20 protein-coding genes are annotated in these 19,099 nt (G+C 54.0%); 12 read left to right on the top strand and 8 right to left on the bottom strand.

The genetic code is table 11. The features are described 5' to 3' along the window. Positions 1-8 precede the first annotated feature (8 nt). Positions 9-932: a prenyltransferase gene (locus DWB84_RS06290; protein ID WP_187408850.1), complete on the top strand. Its 924-nt coding sequence runs from the start codon at positions 9-11 to the stop codon at positions 930-932. Between the two features lie 1,490 nt (positions 933-2,422). Further along, a complete protein-coding gene (locus DWB84_RS06285) occupies positions 2,423-2,794 on the top strand; it encodes a PilZ domain-containing protein (protein WP_187408849.1) in 372 nt (123 codons plus the stop codon). Between the two features lie 16 nt (positions 2,795-2,810). On the opposite strand, the gene DWB84_RS06280 is transcribed toward DWB84_RS06285, so the two are convergent. Genes DWB84_RS06280 through DWB84_RS06250 form a run of 7 tightly spaced genes read right to left on the bottom strand, consistent with a single transcriptional unit; the run spans position 2,811 to position 9,083 of the window. Continuing rightward, complete coding sequence (locus DWB84_RS06280) at positions 2,811-4,907, bottom strand: flagellar biosynthesis protein FlhA (protein WP_187408848.1); 2,097 nt, start codon at positions 4,905-4,907, stop codon at positions 2,811-2,813. A gap of 2 nt (positions 4,908-4,909) precedes the next feature. Continuing rightward, positions 4,910-6,043, bottom strand: a complete 1,134-nt coding sequence (flhB, locus tag DWB84_RS06275) for a flagellar biosynthesis protein FlhB (protein WP_187408847.1) — start codon at positions 6,041-6,043, stop codon at positions 4,910-4,912. Further along, positions 6,036-6,830, bottom strand: a complete 795-nt coding sequence (gene fliR / locus DWB84_RS06270) for a flagellar biosynthetic protein FliR (RefSeq protein WP_187408846.1) — start codon at positions 6,828-6,830, stop codon at positions 6,036-6,038. The genes flhB and fliR overlap by 8 nt, the downstream gene beginning before the upstream one ends. Positions 6,831-6,835: 5 nt before the next feature. After that, positions 6,836-7,108, bottom strand: coding sequence for a flagellar biosynthetic protein FliQ (locus tag DWB84_RS06265; RefSeq protein ID WP_187408845.1), 273 nt, complete (start codon positions 7,106-7,108; stop codon positions 6,836-6,838). Positions 7,109-7,123: 15 nt separating this feature from the next. Next, positions 7,124-7,882 carry a flagellar type III secretion system pore protein FliP gene (fliP, locus tag DWB84_RS06260; protein ID WP_187408844.1) on the bottom strand — a complete coding sequence of 253 codons (759 nt, stop codon included), beginning with the start codon at positions 7,880-7,882 and terminating at the stop codon, positions 7,124-7,126. Beyond that, a complete protein-coding gene (fliN, locus tag DWB84_RS06255; protein ID WP_187408843.1) occupies positions 7,879-8,247 on the bottom strand; it encodes a flagellar motor switch protein FliN in 369 nt (122 codons plus the stop codon). The genes fliP and fliN overlap by 4 nt, the downstream gene beginning before the upstream one ends. Next, positions 8,244-9,083, bottom strand: coding sequence for a FliM/FliN family flagellar motor switch protein (locus DWB84_RS06250; RefSeq protein ID WP_187408842.1), 840 nt, complete (start codon positions 9,081-9,083; stop codon positions 8,244-8,246). The genes fliN and DWB84_RS06250 overlap by 4 nt, the downstream gene beginning before the upstream one ends. 501 nt (positions 9,084-9,584) lie before the next feature. Here DWB84_RS06250 and DWB84_RS06245 point away from each other — a divergent pair. The 9 genes from DWB84_RS06245 to flgN all read left to right on the top strand — a co-directional run bounded on the left by DWB84_RS06245 (position 9,585) and on the right by flgN (position 17,467). Beyond that, complete coding sequence (locus tag DWB84_RS06245) at positions 9,585-11,027, top strand: sigma-54 dependent transcriptional regulator (protein WP_187408841.1); 1,443 nt, start codon at positions 9,585-9,587, stop codon at positions 11,025-11,027. A gap of 27 nt (positions 11,028-11,054) precedes the next feature. After that, on the top strand, positions 11,055-11,390 hold the full coding sequence (locus tag DWB84_RS19255; protein WP_187408840.1) for a flagellar hook-basal body complex protein FliE: 336 nt from the start codon (positions 11,055-11,057) through the stop codon (positions 11,388-11,390). An 18-nt stretch (positions 11,391-11,408) separates the two neighbouring features. Further along, positions 11,409-13,073, top strand: coding sequence for a flagellar basal-body MS-ring/collar protein FliF (fliF, locus tag DWB84_RS06235; protein ID WP_187408839.1), 1,665 nt, complete (start codon positions 11,409-11,411; stop codon positions 13,071-13,073). Further along, complete coding sequence (locus DWB84_RS06230) at positions 13,048-14,115, top strand: FliG C-terminal domain-containing protein (RefSeq protein ID WP_187408838.1); 1,068 nt, start codon at positions 13,048-13,050, stop codon at positions 14,113-14,115. The genes fliF and DWB84_RS06230 overlap by 26 nt, the downstream gene beginning before the upstream one ends. Positions 14,116-14,125: 10 nt before the next feature. Continuing rightward, complete coding sequence (gene fliH, locus DWB84_RS06225) at positions 14,126-14,815, top strand: flagellar assembly protein FliH (RefSeq protein WP_187408970.1); 690 nt, start codon at positions 14,126-14,128, stop codon at positions 14,813-14,815. Between the two features lie 4 nt (positions 14,816-14,819). Next, positions 14,820-16,142, top strand: coding sequence for a flagellar protein export ATPase FliI (gene fliI / locus DWB84_RS06220; protein ID WP_370589675.1), 1,323 nt, complete (start codon positions 14,820-14,822; stop codon positions 16,140-16,142). 6 nt (positions 16,143-16,148) lie between these two features. Then, the gene (locus tag DWB84_RS06215) at positions 16,149-16,574 is read left to right on the top strand and encodes a flagellar FliJ family protein (protein ID WP_187408837.1); all 426 of its coding nucleotides are present in this window, start codon (positions 16,149-16,151) and stop codon (positions 16,572-16,574) included. 171 nt (positions 16,575-16,745) lie between these two features. Beyond that, positions 16,746-17,030 carry a flagellar biosynthesis anti-sigma factor FlgM gene (gene flgM / locus DWB84_RS06210; protein ID WP_187408836.1) on the top strand — a complete coding sequence of 95 codons (285 nt, stop codon included), beginning with the start codon at positions 16,746-16,748 and terminating at the stop codon, positions 17,028-17,030. After that, the gene (flgN, locus tag DWB84_RS06205) at positions 17,027-17,467 is read left to right on the top strand and encodes a flagellar export chaperone FlgN (RefSeq protein ID WP_222868017.1); all 441 of its coding nucleotides are present in this window, start codon (positions 17,027-17,029) and stop codon (positions 17,465-17,467) included. Before flgM ends, flgN begins: the two co-directional genes overlap by 4 nt. A gap of 12 nt (positions 17,468-17,479) precedes the next feature. Here flgN and DWB84_RS06200 read toward each other — a convergent pair whose 3' ends face one another. Then, entirely contained in the window at positions 17,480-17,767 is a 288-nt protein-coding gene (locus DWB84_RS06200; protein ID WP_187408835.1) for a hypothetical protein, read from the bottom strand. On the opposite strand from DWB84_RS06200, the gene fliD reads away from it, so the two are divergent. Then, on the top strand, positions 17,766-19,091 hold the full coding sequence (gene fliD / locus DWB84_RS06195) for a flagellar filament capping protein FliD (protein ID WP_187408834.1): 1,326 nt from the start codon (positions 17,766-17,768) through the stop codon (positions 19,089-19,091). The two genes, DWB84_RS06200 and fliD, sit on opposite strands and share 2 nt — an antisense overlap. The last annotated feature ends 8 nt before the right edge of the window (positions 19,092-19,099 follow it).

The following is a 19,099-nucleotide window of genomic DNA, read 5'->3' as shown; positions in this document are numbered from 1 at the left end:
GCTAATTTATGTCAACTATATCTCTCGCCGTAATGCGCTCCACGCGCCCGGCATTTTTACTTCTCACACCGGTTTGCGTATTACTGGGCATTGCCGCTGGCATACATTTTCACGGTGAAATTTCCCTGAAATTAGCTGTGTTAGTGATGATAGGAGCCGTCTCTGCGCATATCGCCGCCAATACCTTTAATGAATATTTCGACTTTACCAGCGGTCTTGATTCACTTACCAATAAAACCCCATTTAGCGGTGGCAGCGGCGCACTTCCGGAACAACCACACGCCCAGTTCTGGGTGTTAGCAGCAGCATGCGTTTCACTCGCGCTGACAATTGCCATAGGCGTTGCACTTGTCAACATTGTCGGATCAACATTGCTTATTCTCGGTTTGATCGGAGTCGTCACCATCCTTGCCTACACTCGCATCCTCAATCGCCAACCTTGGCTGTGCTTGATAGCGCCGGGTTTGGGATTTGGTCCATTGATGGTGCTTGGAACCTATATCAGCGTGACCGCGCCGGAATTGGTCACCGCAAAACATCTGATACACGTGTTATTGCTTTCGCTTGTACCATTTTGTGTGGTGAACAATTTATTGCTGCTAAATCAATTGCCCGACGTTGAAGCGGATAAAAAAGTAGGGCGGAAAACATTTCCTATTCGCTATGGTGTGTCAGCAAGTTTGCAAATCTATCGAATCTTTTTAATCGCGGCTGGCATCTCAATGGCATACGCCATATTTATTGGCATAGCACCATGGTATGCAGCAATTACGCTGCTACCGCTTGCATTGGGATACAGTGCTTACAGAGGACTGCGGAAACAAGCTCAGATTGTTGTTTCTGATTTTCTGCCTTACCTGGGTAGGAATGTAGCAACTGCACTGCTGGCGCCTTTGGTTTATGCGGTTGCGTTGTTAATGCCTTTGAGATAGACGATTTTGTTATTGATACCGTCATCTCCTCGCGCAGCGGGGGTCCATAAACCGCAGACTCGAAGGCATGGACTCCCGCTACGCGAGAGTGACGAAGGAAGGGTGCAGCCCCGTCATCCTCGCGCAGCGGGGATCCTTAAACCGCAGACTCGAGAGGCATGGACTCCCGCTTCGCGAGAGTGACGAAGGAAAGGTGCATCCCCGTCATCCTCGCGCAGCGGGGATCCTTAAACCGCAGACTCGAGAGGCATGGACTCCCGCTTCGCGAGAGTGACGAAGGAAAGGTGCATCCCCGCCATCCTCGCGCAGCGGGGATCCATAAACCGCAGACTCGAAGACATGGACTCCCGCTACGCGAGAGTGACGAAGGAAGAGTGCAGCCCCGTCATCCTCGCGCATCAGGGATCCATAAACCACAGACTCGAAGACGTGGACTCCCGCTTCGCGAGAGTGACGAAGGAAGGGTGCAGCCCCGTCATCCTCGCGCAGCGGGGATCCTTAAACCGCAGACTCGAAGGTATGGAATCCCGCTACGCGAGAGTGACGAAGGAAGGGTGCATCCCCGTCATCCTCGCGCAGCGGGGATCCTTAAACCGCAGACTCGAGAGGCATGGACTCCCGCTTCGCGAGAGTGACGAAGGAAAGGTGCATCCCCGCCATCCTCGCGCAGCGGGGATCCATAAACCACAGACTCGAAGACGTGGACTCCCGCTTCGCGAGAGTGACGAAGGAAGGGTGCAGCCCCGTCATCCTCGCGCAGCGGGGATCCTTAAACCGCAGACTCGAAGGTATGGAATCCCGCTACGCGAGAGTGACGAAGGGAAGGGTGCATCCCCGTCATCCTCGCGCAGCGGGGATCCTTAAACCGCAGACTCGAAGACATGGACTCCCGCTTCGCGAGAGTGACGAAGGAAAGGTGCATCCCCGTCATCCTCGCGCATCAGGGATCCATAAACCACAGACTCGAAGACGTGGACTCCCGCTTCGCGAGAGTGACGAAGGAAGGGTGCAGCCCCGTCATCCTCGCGCAGCGGGGATCCTTAAACCGCAGACTCGAAGGTATGGAATCCCGCTACGCGAGAGTGACGAAGGGAAGGGTGCATCCCCGTCATCCTCGCGCAGCGGGGATCCTTAAACCGCAGACTCGAGAGGCATGGACTCCCGCTTCGCGAGAGTGACGAAGGAAAGGTGCATCCCCGTCATCCTCGCGCAGCGGGGATCCATAAACCGCAGACTCGAAAGGCATGGACTCCCGCTACGCGAGAGTGACGAAGGGAAGGTACAGCCAATAAAGGTGTGAGTCCTGCGAATACCCTAAGCCCACGAGCCATTTCTTAAATTTTTCCAACCCTTGGTCGCCTTGTTTTTAAGGGTGATTGATTCAAAACTTTGAATTAAGAACTCCATGCATTCAGGCGTGGTTTTTTACTGCTTGTGCGGTTGCTGTCGATAGGCAGTCAACCCGCTTTTTACTGAAGATACTCATCATTATGCGCCGAACCAGTCGTCTAACCTTCCCCATGTACCGCATCAAAGTCCTTAATCGCGATAACGATTATCTGCTCGGCTACGCGGTCGATCTTTCCGAAACCGGATTACGCTTGCTCAGCGATACCCTTCAAGAGGTTGATACGCGCCTGCCGTTGCGGCTGAAAATGCGCCTTACGGAAGACGAAATGGCGGTGTTGGATATAGATGCGATCTGCATGTGGTCGCGGGAAAGCAAGAAAAAAGATTTCTTTGAATCGGGCTTCACCCTGACTAAACCTTCACCCGAATACAGCAAGCTGGTTCAGGTGCTGATTGCCGCGCGGGATCAAATAAGAGCTGTAAGTTCACGCTCCGCGAACGTCGATGAATAACATCGACGGCCGCCACTTAACCCAGCGTACCGAGGATATTGACGCTGACGTTGTCAGGAATCTCATTCTGCGATATCACGTGCAAGCCGTGACAAAACACCCGCGCATAACGCGCCAGTAAGGGGCGCAGTTGCGGCACTACGGCAAGAATGGGCGGATGACCCTCTTTACGCAGTTTTTCTTTAACCACTGGCATGGTCGTCTGCAGCTGGTTGAGCAGGTTGGGTTCAACCGGAATATTGTCGAGACTCACCGGCCCCGCTTGCTGGGCAATAGTGAGTGCGCTGAGCAGGGTATTTTCGAGGTTGTTATCCAACACAAACACCGAAATCTCCGTACGCTCTCCGGCGATGCTCGTCATAATGCTGCGGCGCAAGGCGTAGCGCACATCAGACGCCAGCAACACCGGATCTTTGGTGGTTTCGCTGCCTTCCACCAGCGCCGTAGCGACGGTGACAATGTCCTTCAGCGACACTTCTTCCTGCATTAGCTGGCGATAAACGCGATATTGCTGGGTCAGGCTGAGCTGGCCTTTGAGCGTCTCTGCCAGCTTTGGTGACACCAGCGCCAAACGCTGCATCAACTGGTCGACATCATCAAGTTTGAGAATATCGGGTAGGTGCGCACGGATGACCTTGTTCAAATGAGTCGCCACCACGCTGGCGCAATCGATCACCTGATAACCCAGATTAAGCGCGCGAGCTTTATCGGCAGGTTCAATCCACACCACCGGCATGCGGTAAGCCGGATCTGTCCCCAAAATGCCGTCCACTTCGCCGTAGATTTCGGGGGAGGGAATTGCCATCAAACGATCGGCGTGCAGCTCGGCTCCGTCGATGCGTTCGCCGTTGATATAGATACTGTACTGGGAGGCCTTCAAGCGCAGGCTGTCGCGGATCTGGATTTCCGGCAGCAGAAAGCCGAGGTTTTCCGACAGGGTTCGCCGCACGCCGCGCACGCGCTGCACCAGGGGCGCGCCCGAGGCTTCATTCACCAGACTGACCAATTTATAGCCGAGCGAAATGGATAAACGCTCAACCACCGGAATATCGTCCCACACCAGACTCTGCGCACGTTCCTGTTCCATCGCTTTGCTGATTGCATCCAGCTTTTCCTGACTGGGCGTATCCACCGGCGGCCCTTTGCGCGCCACACACCAGCCGATAAACCCTATCAACCCACCGAAGCCCAGAAACGCCATATGCGGCATACCTGGCACCAAACCTATAACCGCCAGAATCCCGGCTACGGTATAGAGCGTGGAGGGTGATGCCAGTAATTGGCGGTGAACCTGGGTGGTAATGTCTGAGGATTCGTTGATGCGAGTAACGATAATCGCCGCCGCGGTGGACAGTAAGATCGCTGGAATCTGCGCGACCAGACCATCACCAATCGACAGTAGCGCATATTGCTGGAAAGCGTCACCCGCGCTCAATCCATGAACAAATATGCCGATGGCAAAACCACCGAACAAGTTAATCAGCAGAATCAAAATTCCGGCAATTGCATCGCCGCGCACAAATTTGGAGGCACCATCCATAGCGCTGTAAAAGTCGGCTTCTTTGGCGATTTCCTGGCGGCGTGCCTTGGCTTCATTCTGGTTAATCAAACCGGCGTTGAGGTCGGCGTCAATCGCCATTTGCTTGCCGGGCAGGGCGTCCAGGGTAAAACGCGCCGTCACCTCGGAAATACGTTCGCCACCTTTGGTGATAACGATAAAGTTCACGATCATCAAAATGATGAATACCACCAGACCGACAATAAAATTGCCGCCGATGACCACTTCACCAAAGGCCTCGATCACTTTACCGGCCGCTCCTGCTCCCGTGTGTCCTTCCAGCAATACGACGCGCGTGGACGCCACGTTCAAACACAAACGCAATAAAGTGGTAATCAGAATCACCGTGGGGAACAGCGAGAAATCCAGTGGGCTACGCGACGAGACGCTCACCAGCAACACCAGCACCGCCATGGCAATATTGAAAGTAAATAGAACATCGAGCAGCTGCGGCGGCAGCGGCAAAACGATCATCGCCAGAATCGACAGAATAAGCAGCGGAATCCCGATACGGCCACTGCGGAAGGTCGAAGCAAGTTGATTTAATAAAGTCATGGTTATGCCTGGTTCGCCATGCTGGCTGGAATATTAAGGTTGTCCGGTAGTTGCGGTTTGGCTCGACGCCCCTGACGGTAGGCCCGTAGCTGCAAAACGTAGGTCAACACGTGAGCTACGGCGGTGTAGAGCGGCGCTGGAATCTGTTGGTTGACCTGGGTCGTAAAATAAATCGCGCGCGCCAGAGGCGGCAGTTCAATCACTTCCAATTCGTGGCCCGCGGCGATCTTACGAATATAGAGGGCCATTTCATCGGCACCTTTGGCCAGCACATAAGGCGCTTGGGCTTTTTTGGGATCGTATTTCAACGCCACCGCGTAGTGTTGCGGGTTGACTATGACCACATCGGCTTTTTTCAGCACATGGTTAACCTGTCGCTGCAGCAACTGGCGCTGCAACTGTTTAATACGTGCTTTAACTTCCGGCCGGCCTTCTTGATTTTTGTGTTCTTCTTTGCGTTCTTGTTTGGTCATCCGCATTTTCTTGAGAAAGAAAAATCGTTGCAGTGGAATATCGATAAACGAAAACACCACAAACACCAGCAACAGCACCAGCATCAGGTTGAACGCCAGCGACAAGGCACTGCCAATAGCATTTAACAGATTAGTACGTTGGAGAGCGATCAGCTGCGGAATCGCATCGACGATCAAATACCAGGCCGCCGTCAGCAACACCAAAATCTTGAGCACCGATTTGGCCAGCTCGGCCCAGTTCTGCATCGACACTATGCGTCCCAGACCGGTAATCGGATTGAGCTTGCTGAATTTGGGATAAAAATTCTTACCCGCAAAAACCCATCCACCGGGCACTAGGGATAGTGTCACCACCAGCAGCGGGGTAATCAGCAGGGGCATTAACAAGGTAATAAACAGCACCAGATTGTGTGCCAGTATCAGGGGCAGATCGTCCAGGCCCACTTCGCTGTTGTAGAAATTTATATAGGACAGGCGAAAACTTTCCTGCAGAAGCTCGTAAAAAAACACCACAAAAAATTTTAGTACAAACAGCGTGGCAAGCAGCGAAACAGTAGTCGCCAGATCTTTGGAGCGCGCCACCTGGCCTTCGGTTTTGCTCTTTTTGAGTTTGTGTTCCGAGGCCTCTTCGGTTTTTTCCTGGGAGCTGTTCTCTTCAGACACGGTGCGCCTCCTGCAGGATAGCGCCAATATTGTCGAGCAGGGTGCGCGTCAGATGGAGATAGGCTTCGGTCAGATTAGGCAGCGTCAGGTAAACACACAGCAAGCCCATCAAAATGGTAATCGGGAAACCCAGCGAGAACAGGTTCATCGCTGGCGAAATACGGTTCAGCAGACCAAAACTGAACTGCACCAGCGTCATACAAAAAACCACCGGCAAGGTAATCAGCACGGCGGCGGAAAATACCCAGGCGATGGAGAACACAAAACTGGCGACGCTGAGAAACTGCAGGCCACTGCCAATCGGCCAGTAAATAAAGCTCTGGTAGAGCACACTGACGGTGAGCAGATGGCCGTCGATGGAAAAAAACAGAAACACCAGCAGGATGAAATACACCTGATACACAATCGACGATGACGAAACACCGTTCATCGGGTCGTTGTAGCGCGCCATGCTCATACCCATCTGGGTCGATACGACTTCGCCGATCACCATAAAAATGGTGAATACCAATTGCAGCGCCAAGCCCAACAGCACACCAAACAAGATTTGTTCGAAGGCAGTCATCAACCCGCGCAGCGATAGCGGATCTATCACCGGCGGTTGGGGTAAGGCCGCCCCCAAGGCAATGGTCAGCGCCAAGGCGAGCAGCACCCGCACTCGAATGGAAATGGACTTGTGATTAAACAGCGGTGCCATGCTGAACACAGCGAGTATGCGGCAGAAAGGCCACCAGTAGGCTTGCAGCAGATGCAGGTATTGGCTGGCTTCAAAGAGCGGTGCGTTCACGGGCACTAACCAACGAGCATGCCTGCCTGCTTGAAGATTTCGATAAACAGGTCTTTCAAGGTTTGCAGAATCCAGTTTCCGGCAAACAGCAACATGCCCAGGGTGATCAGCAAGCGCGGCAGAAAGCTCAGCATCTGCTCATTAATCTGGGTTGCAGCCTGAAATACGCTGACGATCAAGCCACCGATCAAACTCGGCACAATTAGCACGCACACAATCAAGGCGGTGATATAGACCGCATTGGCAACTATGGTAACGGCGGCTTCGGAGGTAAGCATGCAAGCAGTTCCTAGCTAAAAGGGCTGAATACTGGTGGCGAGGGTGCCGACCAATAAGGTCCAGCCGTCGACCAGTACAAATACCATCAGTTTGAAGGGCAGGGAGATCATCATGGGCGAGAGCATCATCATACCCATCGCCATCAGGACGCTGGCGACCACCAGATCGATCACCAGAAACGGCACAAAGATCATAAAGCCGAGCTGAAAGGCGGTTTTGAGTTCACTCAGGACAAACGCGGGCAGCAAGACAAAGAAATCCAGCTCGCTGAGATCAGACGGTGCTTCTTCGCCCGCCAGGGCAATCATGGTGTCCAGCGAAGTTTTGCTGGTTTGCGCCAGCATAAAACCGCTCATCACGGTTTTTGCCCGGCTCAACCCCTCGGTTAGGGTGATTTGATCCTGTTCGAAGGGCGCAAAGGCCTGGGTATAGATTTCCTGCGCGACCGGGCGCATCACCATCAACGACAGGCACAAGGCCACACCGATCAATACGCTGTTCGGCGGGCTTTGCTGCAAGCCAATGGCCTGGCGCAGTATCGCCAGCACTATGATGAAGCGGGTAAAGCAGGTCATCATCATCAACATCGCGGGCAGAAAGCCCAGCAAGGTCATGATGACCAGAATCTGCAGCTTGACGCTCAGTTCCTGACCATTGGCCGTGTCGTTGATGCTCAACAACGAAATATCGCCACCCTGCGCCTGTGCCAGTGGCGCAATAAACCCCATACCCAGCAACAACAGGCTGAGGGCGGTCTGTTGCAGGGTTTTCATGACGTCAGATCGTTCAGGCTCGCGCCGCTGAGTTCGACAATGCGCAGACCGTAGTTGCCGTTGACGACCACCACTTCTGCTTTGGCAAAGAGCGCGCCGTTGACCTTAACGTCGAGCGGATCACCCGCCAGTTTGTCCAGGGCAATCACGCTGTTGGCGTCGACTTCCATCAGGTCTTTTAACGGAATCTCCGTGGAAGCGACTTCCAGCGTTACGTTCACCGGAATCTTGCCGAAGAAACTCAGGTCTTGCTGGGGCAGTTGCACCGTGCCAACCGGCGGCTTTTCGGATGCAAGCATGCCAAGGTCGGTATCGGCATCTTTGATTAAATTGTCGAATTCGCTCTCGGAAATTTGGCTGTTCATGGTTTTTTTACGCTTTCAAGAGAGGTTAAAAGTAAGGAGCCGCCATCTTCAAAGATGGTGCCGCGAAAAAGTTTTTGTTGGTTGATCATCACATCGCAGCGCTCTTGCAAACGCACCGTCACTATGTCCCCCAGGCGCAACCCGAGGACTTCGGACAGCGGCATTTGTAAGGCCGCAACTACGCAATTGAGCCGCACCGGCAGATGTTTGATCTGCTCAAGGGGATTCACCGCAGCTTGATTGGCCACGGGCTTGGCCATCCGGCTGGTCAATTCGTCGACCAGATGGGTATCCAGATATATAAAGATGGAAGACTGCTTATTACTGATGTGGCTGGTGTACTGAAACTCGGCAACGTATTCCCACTGGGTTTCGTCGTAGGCGTTTTCGTAGCAGGTCAACTCGCCTAGGGTGGCACCGCCGAGAATCGAACGGGCAAACAGCTGGGCGATATCTCTCCCCAGGCGAGTGCGCATGCGCTGCTCTGACACGCTGATCGGTGGCTCGCTCTGATTCGGCAGGCGGCTACCGCCGTAGTAACACTCCAGCACTTCGGTCAACAGACATCGATCTATGGCAAAACCCACCCGGCCAAATGCCGAATGATAAATACACTCCGCTTCCTGCTCGCGCCCCTCGTGAACTTCCGCCTTGTTGAATTCCAGATTGATGCGGTAGTTGCCTAAAAAATAGTCACTGACAATACGCGGATGCTTGGCGGCGAGCTCTTTGATGAATTGCGGGATCTTGTGATAGTGCCGGCCCAGCTTCAGCGGTTTAAGCCGCGTCAGACTTTCAAGAGGCACGTCATGCTGGACTTTCGCATTACCGGTCATTAAGGACTCGTTCCTGATAGCGATTGGCTTGCTGGGTTCTTGGCTGATCAGAGTCAAGCTTGACTTCGGATCAGGTGAACAGGTGATGGCAAAGCCGGCGCGGTTATATCGTTATTTCTACAAAATTCCACAGACGGCTAGGTCACATTGAAGGTTCTGCGACCAGAGTTGCGTCACCTTGCAATCGAGTATAGGAACCGGGTTCCGGGAAATTAAATCAAGAGACATCAAGAGATATCAAAAGCTGTTTTTTAGAGGATTTATGCGGGGCTGAGCCCGTTTGAGATCTTTTGATTTAAAACTTTTTGAAGGGCGCTGCTATGTTTCAGACACGCCGGTGTAATGCGTGACCCATCACACCACGAGTGTGAATGAAACAGAAACTGGTGCTGTGTCGACTCGACATCCGGTGGTCAGCATCAGCCGGCCAATAAAACCAACAACGTTGACTATGGGACGAAGCACACGTTTCTCCCGTCGGATAAAAAGACAGGTAGCACCTTGAAGCATTCCAGCCCATCCAAGAATTATGCCTGCGACGTGTCGTTCAACGTGGCGTACGATGAACGGTCGACAAAACACCAAGTAGTGATCCTGGGACAGACCGGTGAGAACAGCTATAGCCTGCTGGCCAACGAATTGCGCCGCCAGGACTGCCAGATATCCTGCTTTAACAACTACACCGATCTGGACAGCGCCACCTTGAATCAGGCCAGTCTGGTGTTTGTGTTTGTCAGCGGCTTGCCAGCCCATGTGCTTTATGCGCAGATCGGCGCCATGTTGCGCGTTACCAGCAATATCAGCGTTATTCCTATTGTGGAATACGCGGATCAGGAAAAAGCCGCGGCGCTGCTCGAACTCGGCTGTGTGGATTACCTGCTTTCGCCGTTCAGCGAAACCCAATTAACCGCCTTGCTGAAACGCCACCAATCGGCGTTGGCGGCAGAAGAAAGTTTTGTCACCTGTTCCCAGGCCGGCCGTCGCCTGTTGGCGATGGCACAGCGTGTAGCTCCCACACGCGCGCCTATACTGATTACCGGTGAAACCGGCACCGGTAAAGAATTGATGGCGCGCTATATCCACCGTTTTTCGGCCAGTCATGACGCACCTTTTGTTGCAGTCAACTGCGCCGCCATTCCTGAACAGATGCTCGAATCGATTTTGTTCGGCCACGAGCGCGGAGCCTTTACTGGCGCCACGGCGGCTCAGCCGGGCAAATTTGAACTCGCCAATGGCGGCACGCTGCTGCTTGATGAAATCGGTGAACTGCCCTTGGGACTGCAAGCCAAATTGCTGCGCGTGCTGCAGGAACAACGGGTAGAACGCCTGGGTGGGCGCAAAGAAATCCCCCTTGATGTGCGCATCATCGCCGCCACCAACCGCGATTTACAGGTGGAAGTCGCCGAAGGCCGGTTCCGCGCCGACTTGCTGTTTCGCCTCGACGTGCTGCCTCTGCACATCGCCCCTCTGCGCGAGCGCAAAGAAGATGTTTTGCCTTTGGCGCGCCGCTTTATTCGTAAATACGCCCCCCATGAAGGTCAGGACAATCTGCTGACCGAAGAAGCCTGTCGGGCGCTTCTGGCGCACGATTGGCCGGGCAACGTGCGCGAGTTGGAAAACATTCTGCAGCGCGCGCTGGTATTGCGTAACGGCCTCTTCATTCAAGCCCAGGATCTCGGCCTCGAAACGGTGACCGCAACAGCACGCCAAGCACAGCCCCTGTCAGTGGCCGTGTCCTTAGCAGCCCCACTTGCAGGCGGCGGCAAAGCCGCGTTACGCGCCAGCGGCAAGCTGGCTGAGTATCACCACGTGATCGAAACCATAAAAAAATTTGGCGGCCACAAAACCAAAGCCGCCGAAAGTCTGGGTATGACTCCCCGAGCACTGCGTTATCGCCTCAACGCCATGCGCGAACAAGGCATTCAAATACCTCTAAACGATTAACCCGACGACCTGTCAGGAGAGCCCAAAATGAACCCAATCATGCAGGTGCAGCAAGATCTGCTGACTCGGATGGATAGCATCAAGAATCTGTCAGTCATGGGGCCAATCAAGCCTGCCCAGCTGTTTGAAAGTCATGTACCGCAAGCCAGTTTTACAACGGCCTTTACTGACATCATCAAAGCGGTGGACAACCAGCAGCACCACGCCGCCGCCTTGGCCGCTGCAGTGGACAGCGGTAAAAGTGACGACCTGGTGGGCGCCATGATCGAAAGCCAGAAAGCCAGCGTGTCGTTCTCCGCGCTGTTACAAGTGCGCAACAAGCTTACCAACGCGTTCGAAGAAATTATGCGAACACCTCTGTGACAGCTATAGGGTTCAAACATGTTGGAAGCAATTAAAACCTGGCTGCCCGCAGGGGGAATCAAGCCCGATCCGCGCCTGGGGATGCTGGCAATAGCCTTTATCGCCGCACTGGTGGCGGTGAGCGTGGTGGTGTATCTGTGGCGCGATCAGGGTTCATTTCGCGCATTGTATGGCGCGGGCGAATCCTTTCCCGCAGCCGAAGTTATGCAGGTGCTGGATAGCGAAGGGGTGAAATATCGTTTGCACCCGCAAAGCGGCCAGATTCTGGTCCATGAAGACCAACTGGCGCGGGCGCGCATGACGCTGACCGCCAAAGGTGTTCAGGTCGCAGTACCGGCAGGTTACGAACTCTTCGACAAAGACGAGCCGCTGGGCACAAGCCAATTCGTGCAGGACGTGCGTCTGAAACGCAGTCTGGAAGGCGAACTGGCTCGCACGATCATGACACTCAAGGGTGTGGATGCGGCGCGCGTGCATCTGGCTCTGAGTGAAAACAGCTCTTTTGTGATCAGCAAGCGCGAACCGGCCAAAGCCTCGATCATGCTGCAACTGGCGGCGGGTTACCGGCTCACGCCGGATCAAGTAGTGGCGGTGGTGGATCTGGTCGCCAACAGTGTGCCGCAACTTGAAAAAACCAATATCAGTGTGGTCGATCAGCACGGCGTGCTGCTGTCACGCGGAATCAATCATACCAACGGTCCGGTACAGAACTGGCAGTTGGTAGACGACTTCCAACAAAAAACAGTCAGTAATGTCGAACAAGTGCTGGCACCGGTGCTCGGCAGCGGCAATTATCGTGTCAGCGTTTCCGCCGAAATCAATTTCAGCCAGCGCGAAGAAACCCTGCAGACCTATGGCAGCGATCCGCGCGTACGCAACGAGAACCTGCGCGACGAAAGTGTGCTCGATCAGCTGGCATTAGGTGTTCCTGGCTCGCTCTCCAACCGTCCTCCTATTGCTCCCAACGCCAACAATAAAACCAAAGGTGAAGAAGGCGCCGTGCAAACGGACAATAAGGCGGCGACATCGCTGCGCAAAGAGTCCAACCGGCAAATCGATTACGACCAAAGCATCACCCATATCAAACACGCCCCATTCGCATTGGTTCGCCAGAGCATCGCGGTTGTATTGAATGCCAACAGCGCACCTGAGGGCGGCTGGACACCTGAAGCACAGGCAGAGCTGGAAGCCCTGGTGAAAAGTGCGGCGGGATTTAATGAAGCGCGCGGTGATCTGCTTACTTTGAATTTCTTTCCCTTTACCGATGCCAGCGTGCCAGTGGAAGTCGTGCCCTGGTGGCAGACCAAACAGGTTCTCGACCTCACCAAACTGGGCATTCTCGGGCTCTTCAGTCTGTTGTTGCTGCTTACCGTGGTACGCCCTGCGTTGCGTAGTCTGATCAATGCCAGTCAGGCAAAAGCTGACGCGCGCGACGCATCTGTGTTCCTCATCAACGAGCGGGCCGAAGCTATGCGTAACGGTTCTCTGGTGGTGGAAACCAACACACCCAACATCCTGGGCGAGCTGAACCCGCTCTCGGAAATTCGCTTACCAGCACCCGGTTCCGGACTGGAATTACAGATGGAACATTTGCAAATGCTGGCGCAAAACGATCCTGAGCGCGTCTCCGAAGTCATCAAACAGTGGATTGGAAGAAATGAAAGAAGCCTTAACCCCGTCTGACGAACAAGGTACATCTGCGAAGAGCGAGCTGAAAAATCGTGCACTGAGTTCGCGTTCTCTGAGCCCGGTGGAGCAGGCCGCGATCCTGATGCTGAGCATGAGTGATTCCGCCGCGGCGGGCGTATTGCGACATTTTTCCCGCGAAGAGATTGTCGCAATCAGTCAGGCCATGGCACGCGTCAATAACGTCAAGCGACCTATGGTGTCAGAGGTCATCAGTCGTTTCTTTGAAGACTTTAAAGAACAGAGCAGCATCAAAGGCGCTTCGCGCAGTTACTTGGCGGGCATGCTCAGCAAAGCCCTGGGCAGCGACATCACTCGCGGCTTGCTCGACAGCATTTACGGCGAAGAAATCCGCGCCAAAATGGCCAAGATGGAGTGGATCGATCCCAAGCAATTTGCTGCCCTGATCGCTAAAGAACACGCCCAGATGCAAGCTGTTTTCCTGGCGTTTCTGCCGCCGGGGATGGCCTCCGAAGTGCTTGAATGTATGCCGACCGAAAGTCAGGACGAGCTGCTGTATCGCATCGCCAATCTTTCTGAAGTGAATCGCGATGTCATCGCCGAACTGGAACAGTTGATTGAGCGCAGTGTTGCCGTGCTTTCGACCCAGGGTTCGCGTGTGCGCGGAGTGAAACAGGTAGCGGACATCATGAATCGCTTTAAAGGTAACCGTGATCAGATGTTCGAACTGCTGCGCGCGCACGACGGCGAGCTGGTCGAACAGATTGAAGATGAAATGTACGATTTCTTTATCCTGTCGCGTCAAACCAGTGAGGTTCTTCAGAAGCTGCTGGAGGTTATCCCGCTGGAAGAATGGGTAGTTGCCCTAAAAGGTGCCGAACCGGCCCTGGTCAGAGCCATTCAAGGCGCTATGCCACGTCGCCAGGCGCAGCAGATGGAGTCCATCAGCCGTCGCCAGGGCCCAGTGCCATTGAGCCGAGTAGAGCAGGTTCGTAAAGACATTATGGGCGTCGTTCGTGAAATGTCCGCCAATGGCGAGTTGCAGATTCAACTGTTCCGCGAACAAACCGTAGAGTGAGTAGGTGGCGATGACGATCAAAGTGATCAAAGGCGCCGGCCATAACTGGCGACCCTACCGATTTCCCCCGCGCAGCAGCCAAACACAGGTTAATTGGGGCAATCCGGAAGCCTTACAGCGCGCCATTGCCGATGGCTTTCAAGAAGGCAGTGAAAAAGGCTATCAACAAGGTCTGGAGCAGGGTCGGGTAGCAGGTGAGCGCGAGGGCTATGAAAAAGGGCGGCTCGAAGGCTTTCAGCAAGGCCGTGAGGAAGGACGAGAGCAGGGCAAACGCTTGTTCGAGGAAGCCAGTCAGCCACTCGAACAGATCAGCGCGCAGCTGCGTCAATTCCTTAATGATTTCGAGCGCAAACGCCGTCAGGAATTACTCGAACTGGTGAAAAAGGTTGCGCAACAGGTCATCCGGTGCGAGCTGACTTTGCACCCCTCACAACTGCTGGCGCTGGTTGAAGAAGCGCTGGCAGCTATGCCCGCCGATCATGGCGAGGTTCGCGTTCTGCTGAATCCGGAAGAGTGCGCGCGGATTAAAGATCTGGCACCTGAGCGCGCTGCGCTCTGGCGCTTGGTGCCCGACGACAATCTGGCACTGGGTGAGTGCCGCGTCGTTACAGCGCAGGCGGAAGCCGATATAGGTTGCCAGCAGCGCCTTGACTCGTGCATGGAAACCTTGGCTGCACATATGCAGCTGAGCGAGGATTGAAATCGTGTTGGAAAGCTTCAAGCTCGATGACGCGCTGCGCTCGCTCGACAATGTGCAACTCGCCAAAATCAGCGGCCGGCTGGTGCGCGTCTCCGGTATGTTGCTGGAAAGCCAAGGCTGCCAGCGCATGACCGGGCAGCGCTGTTTGGTCGAACAAGCTGACGGCACCATGCTGGAGGCGCAGGTGGTGGGTTTCAATCGTGAAATCAGCTACCTGATGCCATTCAAAAAACCCATCGGCCTGAGTGCCGGCTCGCGGGTGTTTCCCGGCAAAGATGAAGTCACCTTGCAGATAGACGACTCCTGGCTGGGGCGTGTGATCAATGGCTTGGGTGAACCCCTGGATGATCGGGGAAAACTCACCGGCCGCGACCCATTACCCACCGAATTACCCCGCGTCAATCCACTCAAACGCAGACCGGTTTCCGAACCTCTCGATGTTGGCGTGCGCGCCATTAATGCTATGCTGACCGTGGGCAAAGGTCAGCGCGTGGGGTTATTTGCCGGCAGCGGCGTCGGCAAAAGCGTACTGCTGGGCATGATTACCCGGCAGACCAAAGCCGACGTGGTTGTCGTGGGTTTGATCGGTGAACGCGGGCGCGAAGTGCAGGAATTTCTGCTGCATTCGCTCGGCGAAGAGGGCTTGCGCAAAGCGGTAGTTGTAGTGGCGCCCGCCAATGAATCGCCCTTGATGCGCCTGAAAGCCACCGAGTTATGTCACACCATCGCCGGTTATTTTCGTGATCAGGGCAAAGATGTTCTGCTGCTGGTCGATTCTCTTACCCGTTATGCCATGGCGCAGCGTGAAATTGCGCTGGCGCTGGGCGAACCGCCTGCAACCAAAGGCTATCCGCCATCCGTATTCGGCATGTTGCCCGAATTGGTTGAAAGCGCCGGGAACGGCGAGAGCGAGCAGGGCAGTTTGAGCGCACTCTATACTGTATTGGCCGAGGGCGACGACCAACAGGATCCGATTGTCGATTGTGCGCGCGCAATTCTTGATGGCCACATTGTGTTATCGCGGCGCCTGGCTGATGTCGGCCATTATCCGGCCATTGATATCGCAGCCTCAGTAAGCCGCTGCATGAGTCAGGTGGGAGAACGTTCGCATCTTTCGGCGGCCCGACAATTAAAAGAGCTGTACAGCACTTACGAAAAGATCAAAGAACTGATTCCGCTCGGCGGCTATACCCCGGGAATGGATGCTAAAACGGATCGCGCGGTACAGCTGGCGCCGGCGATCGAGCGCTTTTTACGGCAGGAAGTCACTAGCGGCGCTGATCTCGGGCAGAGCATTGGTATGTTGCAAAGCATCGTAAACAGGTAAATAGCGATGAAAGAACAGATTGATGTTTTGGCTCGTCTGGCACGTTTGCGCAATAACAAAGTGCAGGAAATGCTCGGGCGGGTAAATTACCAGCAGGGTTTGTGTCAGCGCTATCGCAATAACATTGCCGGCCTGACCCGGCTGTGCACGATTACCGCGCCTATGACCACCCCGTTGCAGCGCGACAATCAGCAAAAGTACAAAGCCACCTTACATAAAATGCTTGAGCTGCAAAGACGCGAATTGACTTTGGCGGAAGAGAATCTCGCCAGGATCCAGAGCGAACTGCTGGCCGCCATGCGTGGTGAAAAGGTCATCAGCCATGTGCTCGAAGCTAAAATGGCGCAGTGGCAGCAGGCCCTCGCACAGCAGGAACAAAAAATTCAGGATGGCCTCGCTGCCCAAACTTGGTGGCGTGCACAAGGGGTTTAGAGAAAGGGTCACGGCAAAATAGCCGGGTTAGCTCGCGCGTAATTCGCAGCCAATGCATACACTTAATCAAGCGCTGGTGCTGATCAGCGGATAAATTTTAAATTTCTATTTAAGGCGTTGCCCCGGATGGTCGCTTATAACTAGCAGTACCAAATTTTTGCAGGACAAATCATGGAAATCACCAGACAACTTACGCCCGGCTATACGCTTCCCAGCGATGCGACGGCACCCGCTAAACTTGACGCGTCGACGCCTGCTAAAACAGACGCCAGCACTGATGCAAAATCCAATGAAGTTCGCCTGGATGTGCTGCAGGATGCAATGCGGAGCCTGCCGGATGTCGATATGGACAAAGTAGCGGCTGCGAAACAAGCGCTGTTACGTGGCGATATCAACACCGATATAGCCTCGCTCGCGAGCAGCATCCTCAGCTATCACAAAGGTAGTGATGTGTGAACCGACGTGAGCAGCTGCTACAGGTTCTGGAACGCGACATCCAACAGGACTGCGTCGATTACCCGGGCTTGCACGGTTTGATGCAGGACCTTTATCAGCAGTTGCTTGAACGCAATAGTGCAGCCATCGAACGCATCAATGCTCAGATCAACCTTGTGCTGGAAGAGGTCCGCGCACGCACCGAGCGGCGCAGCAAAATTCTTGCTGCGTTTGGTCTGGGCACCGGCGCGGAGGCAATGAAGCAAGCGTTTTTACTCTTCTCCGACAGTCGCCGCAAAGCCTTGCAGCAACAGTGGCAGGAACTGGCCGAATTGGTTAAGCAAGCCAAGCAGTTGAATGAACGCAACGGCAAATTGTTGGCCATGCACAACGACATCCTCAATCAGCTACTCGCTGCCGATCGCGACCCGCAGGTATATACCCCTCAGTATCTCTGAGACCTCCAACTCCTAATCCAATCTAAAGTGCGCTGATTCGCTACTTGGCAGTTCAACTCCTGCCACATGCGCATCTATTTCTATTTCCCGTTTTCTTTCCTTAACCAAACACCTTTTCTTGTCGCCTATTGAAAACAACAGCCCCTGTCGACAAGGCGGAAGCAGTCCTTCCTCTTTGCGTCGGTGAGTCAGCGAGCGGAAGCAGTTTTTCTGCCTGTAACGGGTGAAACGCCCTAAAAACACAGCTTTTTCCTTGGCCTTGATATTGCTATCACCCAATTCAGAGGAGTAATTCCACATGGCGATAGATTCCGATTACGTAAAACAGATGTCTTCTCAGCTGGCGCAATACGAAGTGCAGGCATCCATTGCCAAAGCAGAGCGTAATGAAGCCAATTACAAGGCCCAGCTCAATGCTGTGACTTCGCTGGAAAGTGCGCTCAAGACGTTCAGTTCAGCAGTTAAAGGCTTGAACAGCGTCAGCAGCACCATGCTGGTGAACAAAGCCACCATGAGCCAGGAAGGCTACGCCACTGCGAACGTGGGCACTAAAGCCATTCCCGGAAATTACGACTTTTTTGTGCAACAGCTCGCCAGTCGTCATCAATTAGCAGTGACCGGTTTAGCGGAAGACGATATTGGCACTAATACCGGTTCCTTGATTATCGGGCAGGGGGCTGAGAGTTTCACGATTGACCTGAGCACTGTTGATAAGGATAACGACGGCAAGAATTCTCTGGCTGAATTAGCTGCAGCCATTAACAGCGCGGCGGACAACACTGGCGTAAAAGCGACTCTGGTACGCAGTAACGGCCAGGTTTCATTAGTACTGGCAAGCGAAGAAACAGGTTTAGCCAATGCAATCACGCTTGCAACGTCCGGCACAGGCAACGCCACTTTTGATACGCAAATAGGCGCCGCAACCGAGTTAAGCGCGGCAAAAGATGCTGAAGTTCGCTTAGGTGGCGAAAACGGCATGTTGCTTACCAATTCAAGCAACACCTTCAACAATATTATTGAGGGCGTAACCCTGACGTTTAACAAGGCGCATGCTCCCGGTGAAGCCGCGCTGAACATCGACATCGGCCAGGATCAGGCAGCCACCAAAACCAAAGCCCAGACCTTTGTCAACGCTTTTAACGCGTTAATGAGCAGTTTTGATTCGCTCACTGGTAGCGGTAGTGAAACCACCGCACGCGGCCCGCTGGCGGGCGACGCAACGATTCGCTCTATTGAAAGTATGCTCAATCAGGCAATCCGCAAAAGTTTTGGCGGTATGACATTAATGGAATTCGGCATAGTTTCCGACCGCAATGGTCAGCTGACCATTGATACGGCGCGCTTCAATAAAGCAATTGAAAATAATCCGGAGGGCTTCGAGAAGCTGTTTACCGAAAAAGGCAACTTGCTCGACAGCGTCGACAAAAATCTAGCGGTTTACACCAGCAGCACCGGCTTGATGAAAACCCGTAAAGAAAGTTTGAACAAAATGTTGCGCCAAGTGGATGTGCAGTTCGACGCCATCCAGAAGCAATACGATAACTACTACAACCGTTATCTCAAGCAATACACCAACATGATGCAAATCATGGCCTCCATGGAACAAACCTTCGGCATGTTTTAAAGAGAATG

Origin of the sequence: Saccharophagus sp. K07 (assembly GCF_014336955.1) — a bacterium.
Classification (GTDB): Bacteria; Pseudomonadota; Gammaproteobacteria; order Pseudomonadales; family Cellvibrionaceae; genus UBA5868.
Note: the sequence above shows the minus strand (reverse complement) of the source record. Positions and strands in the feature narration are given on the sequence as shown.

Bases quoted from the DNA above. Each gene is read 5' to 3' on its own strand.
- DWB84_RS06250 (WP_187408842.1), bottom strand. From the start codon at position 9,083: ATGACCGGTAATGCGAAAGTCCAGCATGACGTGCCTCTTGAAAGTCTG.
- DWB84_RS06215 (WP_187408837.1), top strand. From the start codon at position 16,149: ATGAAAGAACAGATTGATGTTTTGGCTCGTCTGGCACGTTTGCGCAAT.
- fliP (WP_187408844.1), bottom strand. From the start codon at position 7,882: ATGAAAACCCTGCAACAGACCGCCCTCAGCCTGTTGTTGCTGGGTATG.
- fliH (WP_187408970.1), top strand. From the start codon at position 14,126: ATGACGATCAAAGTGATCAAAGGCGCCGGCCATAACTGGCGACCCTAC.
- fliD (WP_187408834.1), top strand. From the start codon at position 17,766: ATGGCGATAGATTCCGATTACGTAAAACAGATGTCTTCTCAGCTGGCG.
- DWB84_RS06200 (WP_187408835.1), bottom strand. From the start codon at position 17,767: ATGTGGAATTACTCCTCTGAATTGGGTGATAGCAATATCAAGGCCAAG.
- DWB84_RS06230 (WP_187408838.1), top strand. From the start codon at position 13,048: ATGAAAGAAGCCTTAACCCCGTCTGACGAACAAGGTACATCTGCGAAG.
- DWB84_RS19255 (WP_187408840.1), top strand. From the start codon at position 11,055: ATGAACCCAATCATGCAGGTGCAGCAAGATCTGCTGACTCGGATGGAT.
- DWB84_RS06285 (WP_187408849.1), top strand. From the start codon at position 2,423: ATGCGCCGAACCAGTCGTCTAACCTTCCCCATGTACCGCATCAAAGTC.
- DWB84_RS06290 (WP_187408850.1), top strand. From the start codon at position 9: ATGTCAACTATATCTCTCGCCGTAATGCGCTCCACGCGCCCGGCATTT.
- flgM (WP_187408836.1), top strand. From the start codon at position 16,746: ATGGAAATCACCAGACAACTTACGCCCGGCTATACGCTTCCCAGCGAT.
- fliN (WP_187408843.1), bottom strand. From the start codon at position 8,247: ATGAACAGCCAAATTTCCGAGAGCGAATTCGACAATTTAATCAAAGAT.
- DWB84_RS06280 (WP_187408848.1), bottom strand. From the start codon at position 4,907: ATGACTTTATTAAATCAACTTGCTTCGACCTTCCGCAGTGGCCGTATC.
- fliF (WP_187408839.1), top strand. From the start codon at position 11,409: ATGTTGGAAGCAATTAAAACCTGGCTGCCCGCAGGGGGAATCAAGCCC.
- DWB84_RS06265 (WP_187408845.1), bottom strand. From the start codon at position 7,108: ATGCTTACCTCCGAAGCCGCCGTTACCATAGTTGCCAATGCGGTCTAT.